This is a genomic window from Aeromonas sp. CD (assembly GCF_033349375.1).
GTDB classification, from domain to species: Bacteria; Pseudomonadota; Gammaproteobacteria; order Enterobacterales; family Aeromonadaceae; genus Aeromonas; species Aeromonas hydrophila.
The window spans coordinates 3666887-3688283 of record NZ_CP137631.1 but is presented as its reverse complement, the minus strand read 5'-3'; the positions used below and the strand labels follow the sequence as shown (position 1 = coordinate 3688283).

Genomic DNA, 21397 nt, shown 5'->3' with positions numbered 1-21397 from the left:
TAATCAACCTGTGTGAACAACGCCTCCGATGGGAGGCGTTGTCGTTTCTGGGTCATGGCTGGGATGGGTTGCGAGAGGGCAGCAGCACGCTCACCTCCAGCCCCCCTTCCGGCCGGTTGTGGATGTCGAGATCGGCGCCGTGCAGCTGGGCGATGCGCGAGACGATGGCCATGCCGAGGCCGACCCCGTCCCCTTGCTGGGGATTGACCCGAAAGAAGCGCTCGCACAGGCGTGACAGGGCGGCGGTGGGGATGCCGGGGCCGTTGTCGCGAATGTCGACCCTGACCCTGTGCCCCTCCTGGCGTGCCTCGACAGCGATCTCGCCCTGCGCCTGGGTGTAGCGCAGCGCGTTGTCGATGAGGTTGCTGAACATCAGCTCTAGCAGGGTGGCTTGCCCCATCACCGTCAGCTGCTCGGTGCCTTCCAGCGACAGCTGTTGATCCTTTTTCAGGGCGATGGGGGCCAGGGTGGCCAGGGTGCCCTGCAGCAGCTGGTTCAGGTTGAGCTCGGTCAGCTCCAGCCCCTGCTGGTTGTCGATGCGGGCCTGGGTCAGCAGCTGGCGTAGCAGCCGATCGCTGCGATCGAGCGCCAGCAGCATCTTCTGCAGGGAGTGCTGACGGCTCTCGGCATCTTCGGCGGCCAGCGCGTTTTCGCTGTGGATGCGCAGTACCGCCAGCGGGGTACGCAGCTCGTGGGCCGCCTCGTTGGTGAACTGCTTCTCCCGCTCTATGGTATCGGCCAGCGCGTGCATCAATCGGTTGATCTCGTTGGTGAGCGGGGTCAGCTCCTGGGCGCGGATCTTCAGGGTGAGCGGGCTCAGGTTGGCCGGGTGGCGCTCACCGATGGCCTGGGCCAGCTGTCGCAGCGGCGCCAGCCCGCGGGAGATGAGCCACCACAGCAGGCCGAGCAGGAAGGGCAGGGTGATGAGCAGCGGCAGCATGGCCAGGGTGGCCATCTTGCTGGCCAGCTCGCTGCGCTCGTCATCCCGCTCCGCCACGATGAGCCAGGTGTGCTCGTCCTGGTTGTAGAGGGTGAAGGTGCGCCACTCGTGGTTGTCCTTGGTGACGTTGTTGAAGCCGGGGGCCAGGGCGCCGAGGGGCTGGCTCGGGGCGCTGGGGGAGCGCAGCAGTATATGGCCCTGCTCGCTCAGCAGCTGGAAGTAGAGGTTGCGCTCGAATTCGTGGCCGAAGGGGGTGAGCTCCCTGTCTTCTCCCCGCAGGTTGAAGCTGGTGTCCTTCTGCCATTGATCCGGGTTGTGCTGCTCCCAGTCCTGATAGACGGTGCCGTTGGCGGGCAGTTCGCCATTTTGCTCCAGATAGCGGCTGAGCAGCTGGTTGGTGATGCGGGAGGACTGGGCGAGACGGGCATCGAACAGCTCCTCCATCTCGTGGTTGGCCTCCAGATAACCGATGAGGGCGCTGATGGCCAGGCTGGCGCTGACCAGCGCCAGGATGCCGGAGAGCAGGAAGCGGCGGATGGAGCGGGGACGCGTCATGCCCGGTGGTCCCGGCGCTGGGCCTGTTCAAGCTGGGGGACTATGTAGCCGACCCCGCGGATGTTGCGGATGAGGTCGCTGTAGAACTTCTTGCGCAGGTGGTGAATGTGCACCTCCACCGCGTTGCTCTCGGCCCCCTCGTCCCAGCCGTAGAGGCTCTGCTGCAGCTGATCCTTGCTCAGCACCCGGCCGCTCTGGGTGATGAGCTCCTGCAGCAGCTTGTATTCGTGGGGGGTGAGCTTGACCGGCTCTCCGCGATAGGTGACCTGCTGGGACTCGGGATAGAGTTGCAGCTCGCCGTATTCGAGCACCGCCTGGGCCTGCCCCTTGCTGCGCCGCACCAGGGCGCGCAGGCGGGCGTTGAGCTCCTGCAGGGCGAACGGCTTGACCATGTAGTCGTCGGAGCCCGCATCCAGCCCCAGCACCCGGTCGTCCAGGGCATCGCGGGCGGTGAGGATCAGCACCGGCAGCGTCTGGCCTTCCCGGCGCAGTTTGCGCAGCAGGCTGATGCCGTCGATGTCCGGCAGGTTGAGATCCAGAATGAGCGCGGCAAACTCCTCGCTCTTGAGCACCGACAGGGCGGGCAGCCCCTGCTGCAGCCAGTCCACCGTGTAGCCACTGCTGCGCAGGGCATCCACCATGCCGTCGCCCAGCATCACATCATCTTCCACCAACAGGATCCGCATTGTTATTCCCCTCAAAAGACGCTGCCCACCAGTATGCAAGCTGGTGGGCAGAGTTTAAATAGCGCTCTGATCCGACTTGGGTTTACAGCTTGTCGAGGCGATCGCGGATCTCGATGCGTCGACCCTGATCCGCCAGCTCGCGACCCGGCCGGGGCGGGGCGCTCAGCGCCTTCTCCAGATAGCTCTTGGCCTCGGCCTTGCGACCCTGATCCAGCAGGAAGTCGCCGTAGAAGAAGTTGGGGTCGATGCCGGTCGGGTTGATGGCCAGCGCCTGCTTGAGCAGCTGTTCGGCCTTCTCGTCATCGCCAAAACCCACCGGCCAGCCCGGCACCTGATAGTAGAGCGAGCCCAGGCTGGTGTAGGCGGAGCCGTCCAGTGCCTTGGGGTCCTGCTTGAGGGCGATCTCCAGCTTGGCCTTGGCCTCCTTGACCAGACCCAGCGCCCCCAGCCCACCCTTGGCGCCGGCCCAGGTGCTCTTGACGATGGCCGACCAGATCAGCAGGTCGGTGCGAAAGGCCTCCTTGGCGCTGGCCTGATCGGCCTGGCTGCTCAGCTGTTCGAGGCAGTTCTCCTTGGCCTTGCCGGTCTGCTGATACTGACAGACGGCCCACTGTTGCTGGATGACGGGCAGGGCGTCGGCGGCCTGGGCCATCCCCGAGCCCAGCATGAGCAGCAGGAGGGCGCCGTGGGGGAAACGGGGGCGGAAAGTGGCGTGCTTCATCTTAACGTTCCTTCTCTGTCATGACGGAAGTGGTGTGCCCCGCATTGCCGGCAGCGGGCGCCGCGTGGCGGGCATAGCGCTCTATGATGGGTTTTTGTTTGGCCAGCGCCCGGTCGACCAGGCTGGGCAGCAGGCCGTTGAGCCGCACGAACAGCTTCTCCGGCCAGCCGAGCCAGCTGCGGCGGGTTTCGTTGCACAGGGCGATGACGGCCTCCTCGGCCACGTCCTGCGGGCTGTCGGTGTGGGTGCCGAGCTCGGCATTCATCTCGTAGGCCGCCTCCGAGTTGAGGCGGGTTCGGGTGGCGCGGGGAGCAAAGTGCAGCACCTGGATGCCAGTTCCCTCCAGCTCGCGGCCGAGCGCCTCGCTGAAGCCGCGTAGGGCGAATTTGCTGGCGCAATAGACGCTGTAGCCGGCGTAGCCGATGGCACCGAAGCTGGAGCCGACGTTCATGATCACCGCCGGTTTGCGCAGGCGGGGCAGCAGCATGCGGGTGAGCTGGATCGGCGCCTCGACGTTGAGCAGCAGCTGGCGCTCGACCTGCTCGCTGCTCTGATCTTCCAGCCAGGCAAACTGGTTGCAGCCGGCGTTGTTGATCAGCACATCCAGCCCCTCGTCCAGCGCCGGATGCTGCAACAGTTTGGCCCGCTCCTGGGGCGAGCCCAGATCGGCGATCACCGTCTGGTGGCGCTCCGGGTGCGGCAGCTCCTTGCGAAGCCGCTCCAGCGCACTGGCCCTGCGTCCGTGCAGCAACAGGTGTGCCCCCTGGGCCGCCAGCTCCTGGGCCAGCGCTTCGCCGATCCCGCCGCTGGCGCCCGTGAGCAGCACGAGTTTTCCTTCAAGCTTCATGATGTCTGGTTTTCCGTCAGTTGATAGAGCATGTCGGCGTAGAGGCGGTAGACCACCTTGGCCGAGTGAATGATGGCCGCCTGATCGGCCGGGGCTTCTACCCGGTTCATCAGGGATTCAAAGAACTTAAGGTGCTCCTGATCCAGCGCGCCGTGGGAGCTCAGGTAGCTCATGGCCTGAGGGGGCAGGCCGAGACCTGCCTTGAGCTGCTCGGCCACGGTCAGGGCGATGGCGACGCTGGTGCCTTCCAGCACCTGGACCATCCCAAAGAACCCCATGGGGTTGCCGCGTTGCACCTGGTCATAGAGGAAGGCCACCATCAGCTCGATGGGCAGCTCGGGCTGGCCGTGGCGCACTGCCTCGGCATCGCCGCCACAGGCGCGGATATCGCTCAGGATCCACTCCTGATGGCCGTACTCCTCGTCGATGTACTCTTTGATCGCGCCGCGCACCCACTCGTACTCCTGGCCCAGCTTGCCGCCGGTGGCCATCAAGAGCGGCACCGTGTGGCGCACGTGATAGAAAGCCTGGGAGAGGAAGCGCAGGTAGATGTCGCGGGAGATCTCCCCCTTGCGGCACGCCTCTATGATGGGGGCGTTGAACAGATGCTCCCGGGCCGGGGCGGTGGCTTGTTGCAGCACTTGATAGAAGCTCATGAGGTCTCTCCTGTAAGGCATTGGCTGATCTGCCGGGAAAAGTGGTGATAAATCCGTTCGCGACGGGGGCGACCGTTGGCGGTCAGCAGCTCCGGATGCTGATCCAGCGCCACCGGCAACCAGTGATGGATGCGGGCATAGTCTGGCAGGCGATGATTGAGCTGCTCGATCTGCTGGGCCAGCTGGGCGTCGGCGCCGGGCAGTGGCTGGATCAGGGCGACGTTGGCCGGCTGGCCGTCGCCGAAGATCACGATGCGGGCGATGGCCGGGCAGAGCTGGGCTTCCGCCTCGACCCACTCGGGGGAGAAGTTGCGGCCAAAGGCGGTGATCTGGACGTTTTTCTTGCGCCCGGTGATATGCAGATAGCCCTCATCATCCAGGTGGCCCAGATCGCCGGTGGCGACCCGTGCTGGCGTCGGTTCGTCGCTGCCCAGATAGCCGAGCATGGCGGCTCCCTCCACCAGGATCTCGCCGTCGGCGGCGATCGATACCCGGCAGTGGGGCAGTGGCTGGCCGACGCTGCCCAGGCTGTGGCCGTCGGGGCCGTTGAGAGCCACGACGGAGCCGCACTCCGACAGGCCGTACCCCTCGTAGACCGGCAGCCCCAGCTTGCGGGCCCGGCTGATGAGCTCGGGCGAGACCTTGCCGCCGCCCACCGCGACGAAGCGCAAGCCGGCCAGCTGTTCGGCCAGCGCCGGGTTGGTGCTGCACAGGGCCAGCAGCAGGCGCAGCAGCTCGGGCACCAGCACCAGGCTGTGGGTGGGCCAGCGCAGCAGGGCCTGGGCCAGAGTGGCCGGGTCCAGCTTGCTGGAGCCGGCAAAGCCGAGCTCTGCCAGCGAAGGGATGCGGCTGCAGGCGCCGGTGAGCAGCGGCACGTAGAGGCCGGTCAGGTTTTCCAGCAGGGTGGTGAGCGGCAGCAGGGTCAGGTGCTTCTCGACGTTGGCCGGGGCGACCCGCTCGGCCAGCGAGGCGCAGACCGCCATCATCTGGGCCAGCGACAGGCAGACGCCTTTGGGCTGCCCTGTGGTGCCGGAGGTATAGGTGATCTTGGCGGTGCCGGCCGGCAGAGGCGGCAACCGGGCAGGAGTGCGGCGCCACAGTGGCAGCTCGCCGACTGCCAGTTGCAGCGGCTCGCTGGCCTGCCAGCCGGGATGGTGGGGGCCGATCAGGGCGTCGGCACCGCTGCTCTCCAGTAGCCACTCCTGCTGCTCCAGGCTGAAGAAGTGGGGGACTGGGATCACTACTATGCCGGCCATGGTGCAGGCAAGATCGATGAGCGCCCAGGGCAGGCCGTTGTCCAGCTGCAGCGCCAGCCGGCTGATCCCGGCCATCTGCAGGTGGTCGGCCAGCGGCGGCAACTGCTGCCACAGCGCCTCGTAACTGAGGCTGTGCTGGCTGCTGGCAAGAGCCGGGCTGTGGGGCGTCTGGCGGGCGAAGTAGGCGATTTGGTCAAACAGCATCATAAGGCGCTCCGGTGCGGGCAGTTGAACAGGGACGGCATGGGCGCCAGCAGGGAGAGCAGCAGGCTGCCCTGAGCCAGTGCCTGCCGTCCCTGGCCGAGATCGCCGACCATCACCTTGGGCTGGCAGTGGTAATAGGCGCCCCAGGCGCTGGCGTCGTCCCCCACTTTGTCGGCCTGGGCGGGGGCCAGCTCGACCGGGGTGAGGTGCAGGCGGTGAAAGCTGTTGCGCAGCTTGGCGGTGCCGGTGAACACCACGTAGTCGAGGTCGTTGTCGCACAGCAGGCGGCAGAGCGCCGCAAACATCAGGCGGGCGTTGCCGGGCTCGCTGCAGGCGAGATTGCCCACTTCGACGATGCGATCCCGCCGGGCGGGGGCGCCGAGCCGGGTTTCGATGGCGGCTTCGATGGGCTGCTCCAGGTACTGCTCCAGATAGAGGCGCTCGCTGCCGGCCAGCTTGAGACCGCAGGCGCCGACCAGCAGGCCGTCGGCCCGGTAGAGGCCGAGCAGGCAGGGCAGAAAATGGGGAATGCGGGCGTTGAACTCCTGGCTGTAGGCGGCCTGGATGTAGCCTTGCAGTGCCATGACCTGTTGCGGGGTATCGGCCAGCGTCAGCCGATAGGGGGCTTGAATGTCGGTGGTCATGGATGGCTCCTTCTTGTCGATTGTCATCAGACTAAAGGGGCAAACTTAAGAAACCCTTAAGAGGTAAAAAATCTGTTTCACACAGAGGCAACTGGTTGAAAAGAGAGGTAAAGCTGCGGCCCGAACACGGGGCGACCGGACAAAAACCTTGTCAGCCGCCAGGCGGGCAGGCAAGCTGCGGCCACTTTTGACCGCCCCGCTTTCGAGAGGAGATGCCATGACCCCCTTATCCTGCCCGCTCTGCTACGCTGCCGATGCCTATGAGCTGCCGGTGGCCGGCAAGCTGTATCATCGCTGCCGGGCCTGCGAGCTGGTCTGGCTGGATGCGGCCGAGCACCTGGATCCTGCGCGCGAGAAGGCGGTCTATGACGGCCACGACAACCAGGTGGATGATCCCCGCTATCGCCAGTTTCTGCAGCGGGCCTTCGGCGAGGTGCAGCGCCGCCTGCCTCCGCCGGCCAGCGGCCTCGATTTTGGCTGCGGGCCGGGCCCGGCGCTGATCGCCATGGGGCGCGAGGCGGGCTACCAGATGGCGGGCTACGACAAGTTCTATGCCGATGAGCCCGAGCTGCTGGCGCAGCAGTATGACTTCATCACCAGCACCGAGGTGATCGAGCACATCGCCACCCCGCGCGCCGTGCTGGACGGGCTGTGGGGCTGCCTCAAGCCCGGCGGCCTGCTGGTGCTGCAGACCCAGCGGGTGCTGGGGGACGAGCGCTTCCGGCAGTGGCGCTACCGCCACGATCCGACCCACATCGTCTTCTTCGCCGAAGCCTCGTTTCGCGCCCTGGCAGCCCGCTGGCAGGCACAGGTCGAGTTTCCCCACGTGGATGTGGCGGTCATCACCAAACCCTGAGAACCTGCTCATGTTCTTACTGTGAGGTCGTGATCAAGGCTCATGTGCTGCTCGGAATCCTCATGTATTTATATACACTCTGGTTCTTGCGCTGCTCTTTACCTTGCTGACGACCTCTCGTCACAGATCGTGAACAGGTTCTGAGCCGGGCATTTTCATTTGGCGGCGGCTTGGGCATGCTGATGGCCTGATTGGCGGGGTCCGCTTGCCTGTTTCCCTGCATTGAGCCCCAGGTGCCGCCAGCCGGCCGTCCCCCGACACCAAGGAGTGGTTCGTCATGTCGATTCCCCATCTTTCACTGCAGGATGCCCGTCATCTGCAACTGGCGGCCCAGGGCCTGCTGACGCCGCGCCGTGGCAAGGCGCGCGCGGCCGACCTGCTGGCCACCATTCGCCGTATGGCGCTGCTGCAGATAGACACCATCTCGGTGGTGGCCCGCAGCCCCTATCTGGTGCTGTTCAGCCGGCTGGGACAGTACGATCCGCGCTGGCTGGAGCAGTTGCTGGCCGATGGCGAGATCTTCGAATACTGGGCGCACGAGGCCTGCTTCGTGCCACGCGAGGATTACCGCCTGCTGCGCCATCGCATGCTGGATCCCGCCGCCATGGGCTGGAAATTTTCGGCCAACTGGCTCGCCACCCATCAACAGGAGATTGGCGAGATCATCGAGCGCATTCGCCAGCACGGTCCGGTGCGGGCGGCGGATTTTGAACGCAAGGAGGGGAAGGGCAACGGCTGGTGGGACTGGAAGCCGGAGAAGCGCCATCTGGAGGTGCTGTTTACCGCAGGCCAGCTGATGGTGCGCGAGCGGCGCAACTTCCAGCGGGTTTACGATCTGGCCGAGCGGGTGATGCCCGAGTGGCGCGACGAGCGGGATCTGCCGAGCCTGGAACAGGCGCAGAGGGACATGGTGCGAGCCAGTTGCCGGGCGCTGGGGCTGGTCAAGACTGGCTGGGTGGCCGACTACTATCGGTTGCGGCGCGGCAAATACGATGCCCTGCTCCATCAGCTGGCGGACGAGGGAGAGCTGCTGCCGGTGCGGGTGGAGGGATGGCAGCACGGCGCCTTCGTGCACGCCTCGCTGGCAGACGAGCTGGCCCAGGCCCAGTCCGGCACTCTCAAGGCCAGCCACACCACGGCGCTGTCGCCGTTTGATCCGCTGGTCTGGGATCGCAAACGGGCCAGCGAGCTGTTCCAGTTCGACTATCGCATCGAGTGCTACACCCCGGCGCCCAAGCGCCAGTACGGCTACTTCGTGCTGCCGCTGCTGCATCGCGGCAAGCTGGTGGGCAGGATGGACGCCAAGGCCCATCGCCAGCAGGGGATCTTCGAGATCAAGAGCCTCTATCTGGAGGCGGGGGTCAGGGTGACCCGGACCCTGGCGCAGGATCTGGCCAAAGCGCTGCAGCGGCTGGCCGACTGGCACCAGACCCCGACCTTGCGCTACGGCGCCATCCCCGCGCCGCTGCTGGCCCTGTGGCAGGAGGGGGCACCCTGACGGGGAGCATCACCCCCACCTGAACTAAGCTGCAAGGGAAGCGAAGGAGGGAGACGATGACGCGATCCATGTTGTTGCTGCTGGGATGGGGCTTGGCCGGGCTGGTGGAGGCGGCCCAGCCCGAGGTGCAGATCTGTCTGGGAGAGGGCAACGAGTGGGCCCCCTTCACCTACTGGGAGCGCAAGGATGGCGTGCCCGACACCCGCCGTCTCACCGGCTCCGCCACGACCCAGGTGCTCGAAGCCCTGAAAAAGCTCGGGTTGCCCTACAAGATCCGTTATCTGCCCTGGGCGCGGGTGCAGCAGGAGCTGGCCGATTATCGCCAGAACCGCTTGTGTGAGCTGACCTGGGATGCCAGCTACAAGCCGGAGCGGGGGGAATATGCCTTCTACAGCGTGCCGCTCTACTACACCCACCTCGGATTTTTCTATCTCAAGCGGCGCTTCCCCGAGGCGCCCGATCTGCAGACGGTCAATCGCTCCCGGGTGTGCGGGGTGATCGGCTACAACTATGCCCCTTACGGACTGGCGCTGGAGCCGCGCCGGGTCAAGCAGCTGCAGCAGGCGCTGGACATGCTGGGGCGCGATCGCTGCGACTTCCTGCCCAGCGAGATTGAGCCGCTGATGAGCGGCATCGGCCTTGGCATCTACCGGAGCGAGAGCGGCCTGCTCAACCTCGCCCTGCCCAGCCGCAAGGGCTTCTATCTGCTGGTGAGCAAGGGATCGCCACGGGCCTATGAGCTGGTGACCCGTCTCAACCAGGTGTTCATCGAGTTTCAGGACAGCGGTTACAGCGACGAGGTGATGCGCCGCTTTTTGCCGCCGGCAGAGTGACCACCATCAACAACCGGGCCTGACGCCCGGTTTTTTTATGACGGTGATGGGGGCCCTGGCGGCTCCTCGGCAGGGGACGTGCTCGGATGTCATCTCGCCCGTTGCCCTGGTGCAGCCTTCTTGCCGAGGGGGCTTTACTCTCGCACCAGACCGGGCAGAACCAGGGCTACGGCGGCGGCGATACGCGCGCGGATGTCGCTGCCCGGTGCCAGCAAGCCGAGCGCCATCTGGCGCAGCGGCTCCGCCATGGTCATCGCCAGCAGCAGGTCGCTGGTCTGGGCGGTGTCCAGCTCGCGCAGCCAGCCCAGTTGCTGCTGGCGCTGCAACCAGATGGCCAGGGTCGCCCTGCCGCGGGCAATGCCGTTCTCCTGATAGGCCGCCAGCAGGGCATCGCGCCCCGCGAACTCATGCTGCAGCAGCCGGAACATGCCCACCGCCTGCGCGCTCAACACCTGTCTGGCAATGGCTTGCAAGCCTTGCTCCAGCATTTTCCCCAGCTCCTCGGGATGGGTTGCATCCTGCTCGAATGCCGGCTGAAAGGCATCGGTCCAGCTGCGCACCGCCTGCGCCACCAGATCGTCGCGGTTGGCAGCAAAGCGGTAGAGGGTCTTCTTGGCTACCCCCGCCTGTTTGGCCACCGCATCCACGGTCGCGGCGCCGTAGCCCCCCTTGAGCAACAAGGTCAGCGTCGCCTCGGCCAGGGCGGCGCGCAGGTCGGCTTCCGGGGTGAGCGGGCGGCCTCGAGAGCGTGTCTCTTCATCGGTTTGCTGTGACATGATTGACTCCTGGAAAGCATTGACAGACCCAGCATACAGGCATAGCTTAAATTAGGAAACGAAATTCGTTTCCTAATTTTTTGGAGTCTCATCATGGATACTTCCCCGTTGTTTGCCCCCTGGGGCGTCAATGACATCAATGAGTTGCTCAGGCCGCAGCCGCTGCGCCTGGAAATGGGCCTGACCCGCAGCACAGACGGCCTGCTGACGGTCGCCATCCGCACCGATCTGCACGGCTGCAAGGGGCGCATGCTGGATTGGTGGTTCACCTTCTTCGAAACGACCCAGCACATCAGGTGGTGGCACCCGCACGACCACGTCGAGCACCGGGGCTGGGATCATCACTGGAAAAAAGGGGAGCGCTACGTGGGGGCCAGCATAGCGGCGGTGGAGTGGCTTGCCGAGCTGCCACCGGTGGCGGCCCGCCTCAAGTTCCATGGCGCCGAAGAGGTGTTCGCGCCGCAGCCGCTGCAGGAGGCGCGGGAGACGCAGGCTCTCTCTGCCGCCATCTGCGCCCGCATCGGTTTTGGCGACGAGGTGGCGCTGGATGAGCAGGGGGCGCCGCTGGATGGCGAGATGCTGCACCTGGCGCGCGATACTTCCTATGGCTGTGTGCTGCGCAGTCGTTTCCTGCTGGGCAAGGCCTGCGCCAATCGGTTTGACGAGGTGCCGGACGAGGTAGGCTTCAATCTGATGCGCCACTGCTACAGCGAGTTCAGCTATCTGGCGCAGTTTCTGCCGTCGCTCTACTACGCGGAAAACGGCCGTGAACCGGCGCCGCGCCTCTGGTGACTGGGCTGACAGTTGGCATTGAACGTTGCTGGGTGCCTTGGCACAGCTAGGGAGCATGCCCGTTATCGGGCTGTGGCGTGAGCCGCCGAGGGGCCATAAAAAAACCGGGCACTTGGCCCGGTTTGTCATTGCGTCAGGATGCGCTTACTGGAATACCAGTACCATCAGCAGACCCAGAGTGATGGCGGACACCAGGAAGGCGAAGCCATAGAACACATAGTGGTGCAGCTTGGTGGTGTGGATCCCCAGATCATGCAGACCGTGGTAGATGCGGTGCATGCCGTGCCAGATGGGCAGGGCGATGATCACCAGCAGGATGCAGGCACCCCACCAGGAGCTGGCGAACTCGAGTGCGCGTTCGTAGCTCATGGTCTCCACGTCCATGATGCCCATGGGCACCAGCAGACCGGTGATGAGGACAATGACCGGCAGCAGCATGGCAACCACCATGCCACCGGCACCAAACAGTCCCCAGTATATAGGCTCGTCAGAACGTCTCATATTTTTTCCTCAAATCATGATTGAGAGATCGTGGCCAACGTTTCTGAGTGACAGCCCGGCACCAAACAGGCACCAATAACTGGGTTCGTCAGAACGTCTCATGGTTTTCTCCTCAGGCCACGATGATCAGGACAAGCAGGGATACCACCGCCAGCGCCACATACTGGGCGATGACGATCGGCTTCTCCGGCACCAGGTCTTCGCCACGGAAGATGCGCATGGCTTTCGGGGCCAGTGCGAACCAGGTCTTGGCGTGGAACAGGCAGGCTGCCAGGGCGATGACATGGAACAGGATGGCGATCGGGCTTTGCAGGGATTCCAGCCAGCCGTTGAACGCCTCCTGACCCTGTACCAGCCGCAACAGACCCCACATCAGCACGACGGCGTAGATGGAGACGAAGATGCTGGTGCCTTCGCGGATCATGTAACCGGTGTAGAAGGCATTCTTCAGCCACCAGTCTTTCTTCATTTCGCGGACGTAAGGCTTACGTTTGCTATTGGTGTTGTTCATGGTCTCATTCCTGATCTCAATCTGGCTTGAACATGGCGATCATGTAGTCCTTGGCGCTCTCGACCTTGCCAAGCTGGATGGCCGCCGCCGGATCCACGCCTTTCGGGCACACTTCGGAGCAGTAGCCCACGAAGGTACAACCCCAGACGCCCTCGTCCTGGCTGATGATCTTCATCCGCTCTCTGGACGCGCTGTCGCGGTTGTCGGCGTTGTAGCGATAGGCCAGCGCCAGTGCTGCCGGACCGGTGAACTTCTTGTTGATGCCATATTGCGGGCAGGCCGCATAGCACAGACCGCAGTTGATGCACATGGAGAACTGGTGATACTTCGCCATGTCAGCCGGTGTCTGGGTGTACTCGCCGTCGCACAGGCTGCGCGGCTCGGCCGGGATGATGTACGGCTTGATGCTCTCCAGCTTCTCGATGAAGTCGGACATGTCGACCACCAGATCGCGCTCGATCGGGAAGTTGTTGAGCGGCTCTATGGTCATCTTGCCCGGCAGGTAGTCGCGCAGGAAGGTCTTGCAACCCAGCTTGGGAATGCCGTTGACCATCATGCCGCAGGAGCCGCAGATCGCCATCCGGCAGGACCAGCGGAAGCTCAGGGTAGAGTCCAGATGATCCTTGATGTATTGCAGTGCATCCAGCAGGGACATCTCTTTGAGGTAGGGCACCTGGAAGGTCTGCATCCAGGGCTCGTTATCCTGCTCGGGACGGTAGCGCAGGATTTCAATTTCGATCATCTCAGCCATTCTTCTTAGCCTCGTCTTGTTTCTCACCCTCGGAACCGTACACGCGTTTCGCCGGTTGGGATTTAGTGATCTTCACATCGGAGTAATCGATGGTCGGGGCCCCTTCACCGTTGTAGAAGGAGAGAGTGTGCTTGAGGAAGTTCACGTCATCACGCTCTTCGTAACCGTCCAGACGCTGGTGGGAACCGCGGGACTCTTTCCGGTTGAGGGCGGAGTGCGCCATGGCTTCGGCCACATCCAGCATGTAGCCCAGTTCGATGGCGTACAGCAGGTCGGTGTTGAAGACCGAGGACTTGTCGTTGATCTTGATCTTCTTGTAACGTGCTTTCAGCTCGTTGATCTTGTCGATGGTGCCCTGCATCAGCTCTTCGGTACGGTAGATACCGACCCCGGCTTCCATGGACATGCCCAACTCGTTGCGGATATCGGCCGGGTTTTCGGTGCCGTCGATATCGAGCAGGGAGAGGTGCTGCTTGATCAGCGCCTCGGCCTTGGCGGCCAGCGCCTGGGTGTTGCCGTGTTGCTGGGTCTTGGCAAACTCACCGGCGTGCTCACCGGCTACCTTGCCGAATACCACGATCTCGGACAGAGAGTTGGAACCCAGACGGTTGGCGCCGTGCAGACCGACGGAGGCACACTCGCCCAGGGCGTACAGACCCGGCATGCGGGTTGCGCACTGACCGTTGGTCTCGATGCCGCCCATGGTGTAGTGGGCAGTCGGACGTACCGGGATCGGCTCTTTCACCGGATCCACACCCACGTAGGCCTTGGCCAGTTCGCAGATGAAGGGCAGACGCTCTTTCAGGTACTTCTCGCCGAGGTGGCGCAGGTCGAGGTGAACCACATCGCCCATCGGGCCCTGGATCACGCGGCCTTTTTGTTGCTCCTGCCAGAAGGCTTGGGAGAGACGGTCACGCGGGCCCAGCTCCATGTGCTTGTTCTTCGGCTGGCCGACCGGGGTTTCCGGGCCCAGACCGTAGTCTTGCAGGTAGCGGTAGCCATCCTTGTTGAGCAGGATGCCGCCTTCACCACGACAACCTTCGGTCATCAGGATGCCGGTACCCGGCAGGCCGGTCGGGTGGTACTGCACGAACTCCATGTCGCGCAACGGCACGCCGTGGCGGTAGGCCAGCGCCATGCCGTCACCGGTGACGATGCCGCCGTTGGTGTTGTAGCGATAGACACGGCCGGCGCCACCGGTGGCCAGAATGACGGATTTGGCCTGGATGAAGCGGGTGATGCCGTTCTGGATGTCGAAGGTCAATACGCCCTGGACGCGGCCATCTTCCACGATGAGATCCATGCAGAAGTGCTCGTCAAAGCGCTTGATGGTCGGGTACTTGATGGAGGTCTGGAACAGGGTGTGCAGAATGTGGAAGCCGGATTTGTCCGCCGCGAACCAGGTGCGGGGGATCTTCATCCCGCCGAAACGACGCACGTTGGCTTTACCGTCCGGCTTGCGGCTCCAGGGGCAACCCCAGTGCTCCAGCTGGATCATCTCGTTGGTGGCATTGTTGACGAAGTAGTCGACCACGTCTTGCTCACACAACCAGTCGCCACCGGATACGGTGTCGTTGAAGTGGTTTTCGAGGGAGTCATCATCACGGACGACACCGGCGGCACCGCCTTCTGCGGCCACGGTGTGGCTACGCATCGGGTAGACCTTGGAGATCAGGGCGATCTCCAGCTCCGGGTGGGCTTCTGCTATGGCGATTGCGGCACGCAGGCCACCGCCACCAGCACCGATGATGGCGACATCGGTCTTGATAATATCCACATCTGCCTCCTTAGGGATAGATTTGCTGGGCACGATTTTGCTCTATGAAAAAAATTCAGGCTTGATGCAAGTCAAACTGGTTTGTTTTAGTGCTTGGCAATGGTGACTTTTATCAAAATCACCCCATTCCTTGGATGAAAACGCCGTAATTATCGCCATCCTTCAGTTATCGGTATCAGCCGCTGTCATTGCTATGGTTATTTTAAGCTCAGGATTATACGTAGTTTTCTTTCAAAAAAATGAGAAACACCTCTCTTTTTAGGTATTACCCATAAAGTTTTTAAGTTTTTTATCAAAAATATTTAATAAGAATTATTCACGGATAGAACAATGCTGTGCTTTAGTTCAAAAAACTAATCCGAATGTCGGCCTTGATGCGTTACTTTATGACGAGATACCGCTTCGTATGGGGATTTTCATCCCCATTGTCCCGATGGTTGATGTGGTAATAACTATTGAAACAAAAGCATTTTTTCATAAAAAAAGGGGCCTGAGTGGCCCCTTTGATTTCGGTTGATCAGATCCGGAACATGCCGACCTGATTGCTCAGTTCACCTGAAATATTTTTAAGTTGTTCAGACAGATGGCGCGAACTGTCGGCATCGACCGCCAGCTCGTCCGAGACGTCCTTGACCGCCTGGATGTTGCGGCTGACCTCGTCGGTCACCGCCCGCTGCTCCTCGGCGGCGCTGGAGATCTGGGTGGCCATGTCGGAGATCTGGTTGATGGAGGCGGTGATCTGCTCCAGTGCCTGGGTGGCATCGTTGGCATCTTCCACGCTGTTCTGGGCTAGCAACTGACCTTCGTGCATGGTGCTGACGGCGCCCTGGGTGTTGCGCTGCAGGGTTTCGATCATGCTGCGGATCTCGACGGTGGAGCTGTGGGTACGCTGGGACAGCACCCGCACCTCGTCGGCCACCACCGCAAAGCCGCGACCCTGTTCACCGGCCCGGGCCGCTTCGATGGCGGCGTTCAGCGCCAGCAGGTTGGTCTGCTCGGCGATGCCCTGGATGGTGGAGAGGATGGTGTTGATCTCCTGGGCGTTCTTTTCCAGCTCCTGAATGATGCCGGAGGCCTGCTTGACCTGAGTGGCCAGATCCGTGATGGAGCGCTGGTTGCGGGCGATCACCTGCTTGCCATGCTCGCAGCTGCTGGAAGAGCTGCGGGCCGCATCGGCGGTCTGCTCGGCGTTGCTGGCCACCTCCACCGCGGTGGCGGACATCTCGTGTACTGCGGTGGCGATCTGGGAGATCTCGTTTTGCTGGCGCGCCAGACCCTGGCTCGATTTTTCCGCCATGTTGTGGGACGACTTGGCTTGCTGGTTCAGCTGTCCGGAGGAGTTGGAGATGTCCTGCACCATCACGTGGATCCGGTCGATAAAGGTGTTGACGTGCTTGGCGACGATACCCACTTCGTCTTCACGCTCGATCTTGACGCGGCGGGTCAGGTCGCCGTTGCCGCGGGAGAGATCGGCAATCGCTTCGCCCAGGGTTTTCAGCGGGGCCAGCGAGCCGTTGATGGCGACATAGGAGAAGCCGGCGACGATGAGGATGGTGAGCAGACCTTGCAGCAGGGCGGAGGTCACCATGCGGGAGACGGACTGATAGGCGACTGCTTCATCCACCACTATGCCGAAATACCAGTTGGTGTTGGGGATCTCGGTCAGGTCGAACACGCTGGGTTTGCCGCTGATCTCCATCTCGGAGATGGTGTTGTCATGGGCCAGCTCGTTGACCTTGGCGGCGGTCAGCTCGGGGGAGATGGCGGTCGCCTGTTTGAGGGCGAGCTCCTTGTCCGGGTGGGCAATGATGGTGCCATTGCTGTCCACCAGGATGGCGTAGGTCCCTTCCGAGTTGATGGCCAGCACATCGCGTACCAGGGCGTCGATGGAGACGTCACCGGCGATGACCCCCTGGGTATTGCCCCGGGTGAAGGGCTCGGCGATGGTGATGATCAGCTGGCCGGTGGTGATGTCGGCGTAGGGGGCCGTGATGGCCAGCTTGCCGGCGGCCATGGCGTCCTTGTACCAGGGGCGCTGACGAGGGTCATAGCCGGCCGGCAGATCGGTCGGCTTGCTCTGGATCATCTTGCCATCCTTGGTGCCGACGTAGACCAGGTCAAAGTTGCCGGCATTCATGGATTGGGCCAGATGGCTGATGGGTTCGTCCTCCTTGGCGAAGGCCTCCTTGGTGGAGGTGACCATGCTGATGCGGGCATCCAGCCAGCGGGAGATACCTTTCACATTGGCAGCCGAGCTGTCGTCGATGAAGCTCCAGATCAGGCGCTGGGTTTCGCTTCTCAGCTGGGTGGTGTTGTACCAGACCTGCAGGCCGGTGATGACCAGGATAATGACCCCGATGGCGAGGACAAGCTTGTTCTTGATGGATAAGTTCATGTTTACATCCTTGTGAGCGTCAGTCTGCGATGTGTGGTTTTATTGTTATGGGCCAACACTGTATCGGCCAAAGTAGAACTTTTTGTATCCCGGTGCGCCTTTAAATTTATAGCTTAAATCAGCGGTTATCGAACTCCCCCTGGCACAATGAGTCCGTTTTTGGCCGGCGGCAGGAAGCGGTCCGGTCGGTTGGTAAAGATGCCATCGACGCCGATGGCGGCCAGCATCGCCTGATCGGCGGGTTCATCGACCGTATAGACCAGCACCTTGAGCCCGCGGTCGTGGGCATCCTGCACCAGCGTCTGATCGACAAAATCCACGTCGCAGTTGAGCGACCAGGCCCCCAGCTCGGCTGCAAACTTGGCGAGGGTGAGGGGAATGGTGGAAGTCAGCGCCCCCAGCCGGATGTCGGGGCGCAGGGCGGCAAAGCGGGCGAGCTCCGGGTGATGAAAGGAGGAGACGACCCACTGCGTGGGTGCAAAGCCAAGCTCTGCCTCGGCACGCCGGGTCAGTCGGGCCACCTCGTCGGCTGTTTGCGCTCCTTTCAGCTCGATATGCAGCTCGGCCTGGCCGGCAATCGCCTCCATCACCTGCCACAGGGTCGGGATCCCTTCTCCCTCACCGGCATCCAGGCTCGCCAGATAGGCGCGCGACTGGGCCGTCAACACGCCGCCGCCGTCGGTGCAGCGCTCCAGCCGCCGGTCGTGGAACACCCACAGCTCGCCGTCGGCCAGCTGCACGTCGATCTCGATGGCCCCGGCGCCCAGCGCCAGAGCCAGCCGGATGGCCTTGAGGGTGTTTTCCGGTGCCAGTCCGCTGGCCCCGCGATGGGCAATGATCTGCATGATGTACTCCTGTGGTGCCTGCTCAGGCCCGGCTCAGACGAATGTCGATCTGCTGGTGCGGCAGCCCCAGCCCCTGTTGCTGCAATTTCTCCAGTACCAGCGAGTGGACCTCGTGGGTGATGGGCATGCGGTGATCCATGCTGTTCACGTAGAGCCGGATCTCGTAGATCAGCGCCGAGTCGGTGAATTCGATCAGAAACACCTCGGGGGAGGGGGTCTCCAGCACCAGGGTCGAGGCTCTGATCGACTCTTCCAGAATGGTCTGTATCTTTCTGGGTTCCTGGGTCAGGCCGATGCGGATGCGCAGCCGTACCCGGGTGATGGCGTCTGACAGCGACCAGTTGATGAACTGCTCGGTGATGAAGGCCTTGTTGGGGACGATGATCTCCTTCCTGTCCCAGTCCACTATGGTGGTGGCGCGGGTCTTGATCTTGGTGACGGTGCCGGTCAGCTCGCGAATGGTGACGGTGTCGCCGAGCCGGATCGGTTTCTCGAACAGGATGATGAGGCCCGACACGAAGTTGGCGAAGATCTCCTGCAGCCCGAAACCCAGACCCAGGGAGAGGGCCGCCACCATCCACTGCGCCTTGGACCAGTCGATGCCGAGGATGGAGAAGCCGGTCAGCGCCCCCACCACCAGCACTATGTACTTGGTCACCGTGGTGATGGCAAAGCCGGTGCCGGGGGAGAGGCTCAGGTGCTGGAGCAGAGTCAGCTCCATCAGGCCCGGCAGGTTGCGGGCGGTGACCACGGTCAGGATGAAGGTAAACACCGTCAGCATCAGATCCTGCAAGGTGATGGCGGAGAGCTGTTCGATGCCGCCAATCTTGCTGCTCACCTGCCACACCTCGATGCTGCGCAGGAAGCTGAACGCCGAGTTGAGTTCGGACCACTGCACCACCACCAGCATGGTGAAGCCCAGCATCAGCAGGGTGCGCACCAGCCCGAGCGACTGGGCGCTGATGGTATCCAGATCCAGCTCGGTGTCTTCCACCACGTCCGGGATCTCGGAGCTGAGCTCGTCATGCCCCTCTTCCCGGCCGCGCTGGGCCAGGATCTCGGCCCGTTTGCTCTTGGCCCGCTCGAAGGCGAGACGGCGGCGCTGGATCAGCATCCAGCGGTGCGCCAGGTAGTAGACGAGCAGGCAGCCCAGCCCCATCAGCAGGCTCAGCTCCAGCTGGCGCAACAGGATGCGGGAGGTATAGAAGTAGCCGAGCAGGGAGCCAATCACCGCCAGCAGCGGGGCCAGCATCAGGCTGTTCCAGATGAAGTGGTGCAGCAGGTGCGGCTTGGTCATGTCGGCCTGGCCCCAGGTGAGCGGCAGCCGCTCCCGGTTGAGGCGGGCGAAAAACAGCAGCAGCCAGAGGGCGCCGACGATGAAGGCCAGTCGGCCGAGGGAGTCGTAGAAGGCGTGCTCCTGATAGCTGTTGGCCATGCCCTGCACGAAGAAACTCGGGATGATCACCAGCAAGAGGGTGCGAAACTGGCTCCACACCTTCTGCACCCGCTCCTTCTGCCAGCGGAAATGGAGGATCAGGATCCCCTTCTCCAGCGTGAGGTGACGGGCCATCAAGAGTGCCAGCAGCAGGAACCAGATCTCGCCGAGGCCACGGGCCACCGCCACCGCGAACGGATATTGCCAGGCGCCGTCGAGCAGGCCGCGCACCATCAGCACCATGGCGGGCAGCGGCAGGGAGGCCAGCAGGGAGCGCATCAGCAGCCGGCTGGTGAGGCTGAACTTGTCCTGGGTCACCTTGCCGATGCGGGGTGCTATGTGCTGGCTGTAGTGGGTCAGGTGGCGAGCCAGTTTGAACCAGCACCAGGCCAGCACCAGGATGCCGATGCCGGCGAAGGTGAGGGTGATGGGGTTGTTCTCGGCGATGGCCTGGGGCAGTTGCAGCCAGTTGACCGGGTTGAGGGCGAGGCCGAGGGCCGCCGGTACCCCGAGCAGCACGGCCGGGGTGAGCGGGCGCACGTCCGGCATCCAGAACAGGTGGCTGGCGCTGAGCTCGCGGATCTCGTCGATCTTGCTGTTCTGGCGGCTGTAGAGCAGCTTGAGCCGGGTCTGCTCCTGAATGAGGCTGTCGGAGGCATCGTTGAGCCGGGTCAGCAGTTGGCGACGGGCCTTGAGCAGGTTGTCGAGCACCGCCTGCTGGGCGCGATCGAGGGCCACCTCGTCGGTGGCCAGCAGCTGATCGCGCATCTGGCGCGGATCCTTGAGCGCGTCCTGCTCGGTCTCGTACTGGTACTTGGCCATGCGGGCGTTGACGATGGCCGACTCCAGCTTGTCGAGGGGGAAGTAGGCGGGCAGATCCGAGAGCTTGCTGCGCAGGTTCTCGCCGTAGGCGTTGCTGATCTGCAGCCACTCCAGTTGCTCGCGCACCGAGTTGACCAGGTCGTTCAGGCTCGACAGGTTCTTGTCGATCACCCGCTGCTCATCCTGTACCCGCTCTATCTGATCCTCCAGCGCGCCGAGCTGGATGGAGAGCGCCTGGTTCTGCTGTTGCTGCTCCAGCAACAGCGGCATGTCGGAGGTGAGCTGCTTGCGCAGCCGCTCGCTCTCCGCCAGCGCCTGCTCGGTCTTGTCGCGGCGCAGCTGGTTCTGCTGGTTGAGCAGGCTGGTCTGCCACTCATCCTCGTCGGTGATGGCGAGGTTGAGCTCCTGCAGCCTGAGCTTGCCGAGATCGTTGCGCTGCTGGGCGGAGAGCTGCTCCAGCTCCAGCATCTGGATCCGGTCGGAGAGGCTCTGCTCCTTGAGACGGGTGACCAGCTGCTGGGCATCCTGCAGGCGGTCCGATTCGCTGCTGAAGCTGAGCCGGTCGAGCAGGGCGCGGGTCTGCTGCAACTGTTTGCGCAGCTCGTCGACCCGCAGGTGATACTCCTGGCCGGTGCTCTCCAGCTGGTTGAGGCTGTCCATCACCCCCTGGCGCTCCTTGCGCAGGTTGAGCTGGCGGTTGCTGCTCAGGCCGATGGCCTGGCGCAGCGCCTCCTCCTTCAGGGAGGAGAGGGCCGGGCGAGGCTGGGGCTGGTAGTTGTGCAGGCTCTCCTTGAGGCGGGCCGATTCCTTGGGATAGTCGATGAGGATCTGCTGATAGGCCTTGCCCTGCTCGCGATAACGCTGGGCCTCCCGGGCAAACTGCAGCGCCTGCTGGTAACTTTCCCGCAACTTCTGGTTTTCCGGGGTGTCGGTCTTGGGCACGCTCTGCAGCAGCTCTTCTACCTGGGTGATGGCGTCATCGGCCTGGGCAAGGGGAATGAGGAGAGTGAGAGAGAGCAGCAGGCAGAGCAGGCGTTGCAACATGGCGCACGTTTCCGTTCAGGTGAGGTCGCCCTAGCCTAAAGCAGGGGCCGGG

Annotated in this window: 19 protein-coding genes; 4 read left to right on the top strand and 15 right to left on the bottom strand. The window is 63.3% G+C overall.

The features are described 5' to 3' along the window. Positions 1-52: 52 nt before the first annotated feature. The 7 genes from R2E40_RS16990 to R2E40_RS16960 form a co-directional block, all read right to left on the bottom strand. Complete coding sequence (locus tag R2E40_RS16990; protein WP_043121128.1) at positions 53-1495, bottom strand: ATP-binding protein; 1443 nt, start codon at positions 1493-1495, stop codon at positions 53-55. Further along, positions 1492-2181 carry a response regulator gene (locus R2E40_RS16985; RefSeq protein ID WP_011706997.1) on the bottom strand — a complete coding sequence of 230 codons (690 nt, stop codon included), beginning with the start codon at positions 2179-2181 and terminating at the stop codon, positions 1492-1494. Before R2E40_RS16985 ends, R2E40_RS16990 begins: the two co-directional genes overlap by 4 nt. An 82-nt stretch (positions 2182-2263) precedes the next feature. After that, complete coding sequence (locus R2E40_RS16980; RefSeq protein WP_318163964.1) at positions 2264-2902, bottom strand: tetratricopeptide repeat protein; 639 nt, start codon at positions 2900-2902, stop codon at positions 2264-2266. A 1-nt stretch (position 2903) separates the two neighbouring features. Beyond that, positions 2904-3749, bottom strand: coding sequence for an SDR family oxidoreductase (locus R2E40_RS16975; RefSeq protein ID WP_318163963.1), 846 nt, complete (start codon positions 3747-3749; stop codon positions 2904-2906). After that, a complete protein-coding gene (locus tag R2E40_RS16970) occupies positions 3746-4405 on the bottom strand; it encodes an iron-containing redox enzyme family protein (protein WP_318163962.1) in 660 nt (219 codons plus the stop codon). The genes R2E40_RS16975 and R2E40_RS16970 overlap by 4 nt, the downstream gene beginning before the upstream one ends. Further along, on the bottom strand, positions 4402-5868 hold the full coding sequence (locus tag R2E40_RS16965; RefSeq protein WP_275201420.1) for an AMP-dependent synthetase/ligase: 1467 nt from the start codon (positions 5866-5868) through the stop codon (positions 4402-4404). Before R2E40_RS16965 ends, R2E40_RS16970 begins: the two co-directional genes overlap by 4 nt. After that, positions 5865-6509: a thermostable hemolysin gene (locus R2E40_RS16960; protein ID WP_318163961.1), complete on the bottom strand. Its 645-nt coding sequence runs from the start codon at positions 6507-6509 to the stop codon at positions 5865-5867. Before R2E40_RS16960 ends, R2E40_RS16965 begins: the two co-directional genes overlap by 4 nt. Before the next feature lie 217 nt (positions 6510-6726). On the opposite strand from R2E40_RS16960, the gene R2E40_RS16955 reads away from it, so the two are divergent. From R2E40_RS16955 to R2E40_RS16945, 3 genes are all read left to right on the top strand, one after another. Further along, entirely contained in the window at positions 6727-7365 is a 639-nt protein-coding gene (locus tag R2E40_RS16955; protein WP_318163960.1) for a class I SAM-dependent methyltransferase, read from the top strand. 277 nt (positions 7366-7642) lie between these two features. Continuing rightward, entirely contained in the window at positions 7643-8863 is a 1221-nt protein-coding gene (locus tag R2E40_RS16950; protein WP_318163959.1) for a winged helix-turn-helix domain-containing protein, read from the top strand. A 56-nt stretch (positions 8864-8919) separates the two neighbouring features. Next, complete coding sequence (locus R2E40_RS16945) at positions 8920-9696, top strand: hypothetical protein (RefSeq protein ID WP_318163958.1); 777 nt, start codon at positions 8920-8922, stop codon at positions 9694-9696. A 134-nt stretch (positions 9697-9830) separates the two neighbouring features. Here R2E40_RS16945 and R2E40_RS16940 read toward each other — a convergent pair whose 3' ends face one another. Beyond that, a complete protein-coding gene (locus tag R2E40_RS16940; protein WP_042065014.1) occupies positions 9831-10472 on the bottom strand; it encodes a TetR/AcrR family transcriptional regulator in 642 nt (213 codons plus the stop codon). 93 nt (positions 10473-10565) lie between these two features. Here R2E40_RS16940 and R2E40_RS16935 point away from each other — a divergent pair, with 93 nt between their 5' ends. Next, positions 10566-11264, top strand: coding sequence for a DAPG hydrolase family protein (locus R2E40_RS16935; protein ID WP_318163957.1), 699 nt, complete (start codon positions 10566-10568; stop codon positions 11262-11264). 144 nt (positions 11265-11408) lie between these two features. On the opposite strand, the gene frdD is transcribed toward R2E40_RS16935, so the two are convergent. The 7 genes from frdD to mscM form a co-directional block, all read right to left on the bottom strand. Then, positions 11409-11765: a fumarate reductase subunit FrdD gene (gene frdD, locus R2E40_RS16930; RefSeq protein ID WP_011706986.1), complete on the bottom strand. Its 357-nt coding sequence runs from the start codon at positions 11763-11765 to the stop codon at positions 11409-11411. Positions 11766-11877: 112 nt separating this feature from the next. Next, positions 11878-12276 (bottom strand): fumarate reductase subunit C, encoded by a 399-nt coding sequence (locus R2E40_RS16925; RefSeq protein WP_005298336.1) that lies wholly within the window; start codon positions 12274-12276, stop codon positions 11878-11880. Between the two features lie 16 nt (positions 12277-12292). Continuing rightward, positions 12293-13027, bottom strand: coding sequence for a succinate dehydrogenase/fumarate reductase iron-sulfur subunit (locus R2E40_RS16920; protein ID WP_011706985.1), 735 nt, complete (start codon positions 13025-13027; stop codon positions 12293-12295). Next, on the bottom strand, positions 13020-14804 hold the full coding sequence (gene frdA, locus R2E40_RS16915; RefSeq protein ID WP_011706984.1) for a fumarate reductase (quinol) flavoprotein subunit: 1785 nt from the start codon (positions 14802-14804) through the stop codon (positions 13020-13022). Before frdA ends, R2E40_RS16920 begins: the two co-directional genes overlap by 8 nt. A gap of 517 nt (positions 14805-15321) precedes the next feature. Further along, entirely contained in the window at positions 15322-17199 is a 1878-nt protein-coding gene (locus tag R2E40_RS16910; RefSeq protein WP_042065018.1) for a methyl-accepting chemotaxis protein, read from the bottom strand. A gap of 125 nt (positions 17200-17324) precedes the next feature. After that, on the bottom strand, positions 17325-18044 hold the full coding sequence (locus R2E40_RS16905) for a glycerophosphodiester phosphodiesterase (RefSeq protein ID WP_318163956.1): 720 nt from the start codon (positions 18042-18044) through the stop codon (positions 17325-17327). Between the two features lie 22 nt (positions 18045-18066). Then, positions 18067-21345: a miniconductance mechanosensitive channel MscM gene (gene mscM, locus R2E40_RS16900; RefSeq protein WP_318163955.1), complete on the bottom strand. Its 3279-nt coding sequence runs from the start codon at positions 21343-21345 to the stop codon at positions 18067-18069. Positions 21346-21397 lie beyond the last annotated feature (52 nt).

What these genes read in the sequence shown, in the direction of transcription:
- R2E40_RS16990 (WP_043121128.1), bottom strand. Translation starts at nt 1,495, where the DNA reads ATGACGCGTCCCCGCTCCATCCGCCGCTTCCTGCTCTCCGGCATCCTG.
- R2E40_RS16985 (WP_011706997.1), bottom strand. Translation starts at nt 2,181, where the DNA reads ATGCGGATCCTGTTGGTGGAAGATGATGTGATGCTGGGCGACGGCATG.
- R2E40_RS16980 (WP_318163964.1), bottom strand. Translation starts at nt 2,902, where the DNA reads ATGAAGCACGCCACTTTCCGCCCCCGTTTCCCCCACGGCGCCCTCCTG.
- R2E40_RS16975 (WP_318163963.1), bottom strand. Translation starts at nt 3,749, where the DNA reads ATGAAGCTTGAAGGAAAACTCGTGCTGCTCACGGGCGCCAGCGGCGGG.
- R2E40_RS16970 (WP_318163962.1), bottom strand. Translation starts at nt 4,405, where the DNA reads ATGAGCTTCTATCAAGTGCTGCAACAAGCCACCGCCCCGGCCCGGGAG.
- R2E40_RS16965 (WP_275201420.1), bottom strand. Translation starts at nt 5,868, where the DNA reads ATGATGCTGTTTGACCAAATCGCCTACTTCGCCCGCCAGACGCCCCAC.
- R2E40_RS16960 (WP_318163961.1), bottom strand. Translation starts at nt 6,509, where the DNA reads ATGACCACCGACATTCAAGCCCCCTATCGGCTGACGCTGGCCGATACC.
- R2E40_RS16955 (WP_318163960.1), top strand. Translation starts at nt 6,727, where the DNA reads ATGACCCCCTTATCCTGCCCGCTCTGCTACGCTGCCGATGCCTATGAG.
- R2E40_RS16950 (WP_318163959.1), top strand. Translation starts at nt 7,643, where the DNA reads ATGTCGATTCCCCATCTTTCACTGCAGGATGCCCGTCATCTGCAACTG.
- R2E40_RS16945 (WP_318163958.1), top strand. Translation starts at nt 8,920, where the DNA reads ATGACGCGATCCATGTTGTTGCTGCTGGGATGGGGCTTGGCCGGGCTG.
- R2E40_RS16940 (WP_042065014.1), bottom strand. Translation starts at nt 10,472, where the DNA reads ATGTCACAGCAAACCGATGAAGAGACACGCTCTCGAGGCCGCCCGCTC.
- R2E40_RS16935 (WP_318163957.1), top strand. Translation starts at nt 10,566, where the DNA reads ATGGATACTTCCCCGTTGTTTGCCCCCTGGGGCGTCAATGACATCAAT.
- frdD (WP_011706986.1), bottom strand. Translation starts at nt 11,765, where the DNA reads ATGAGACGTTCTGACGAGCCTATATACTGGGGACTGTTTGGTGCCGGT.
- R2E40_RS16925 (WP_005298336.1), bottom strand. Translation starts at nt 12,276, where the DNA reads ATGAACAACACCAATAGCAAACGTAAGCCTTACGTCCGCGAAATGAAG.
- R2E40_RS16920 (WP_011706985.1), bottom strand. Translation starts at nt 13,027, where the DNA reads ATGGCTGAGATGATCGAAATTGAAATCCTGCGCTACCGTCCCGAGCAG.
- R2E40_RS16910 (WP_042065018.1), bottom strand. Translation starts at nt 17,199, where the DNA reads ATGAACTTATCCATCAAGAACAAGCTTGTCCTCGCCATCGGGGTCATT.
- R2E40_RS16905 (WP_318163956.1), bottom strand. Translation starts at nt 18,044, where the DNA reads ATGCAGATCATTGCCCATCGCGGGGCCAGCGGACTGGCACCGGAAAAC.
- mscM (WP_318163955.1), bottom strand. Translation starts at nt 21,345, where the DNA reads ATGTTGCAACGCCTGCTCTGCCTGCTGCTCTCTCTCACTCTCCTCATT.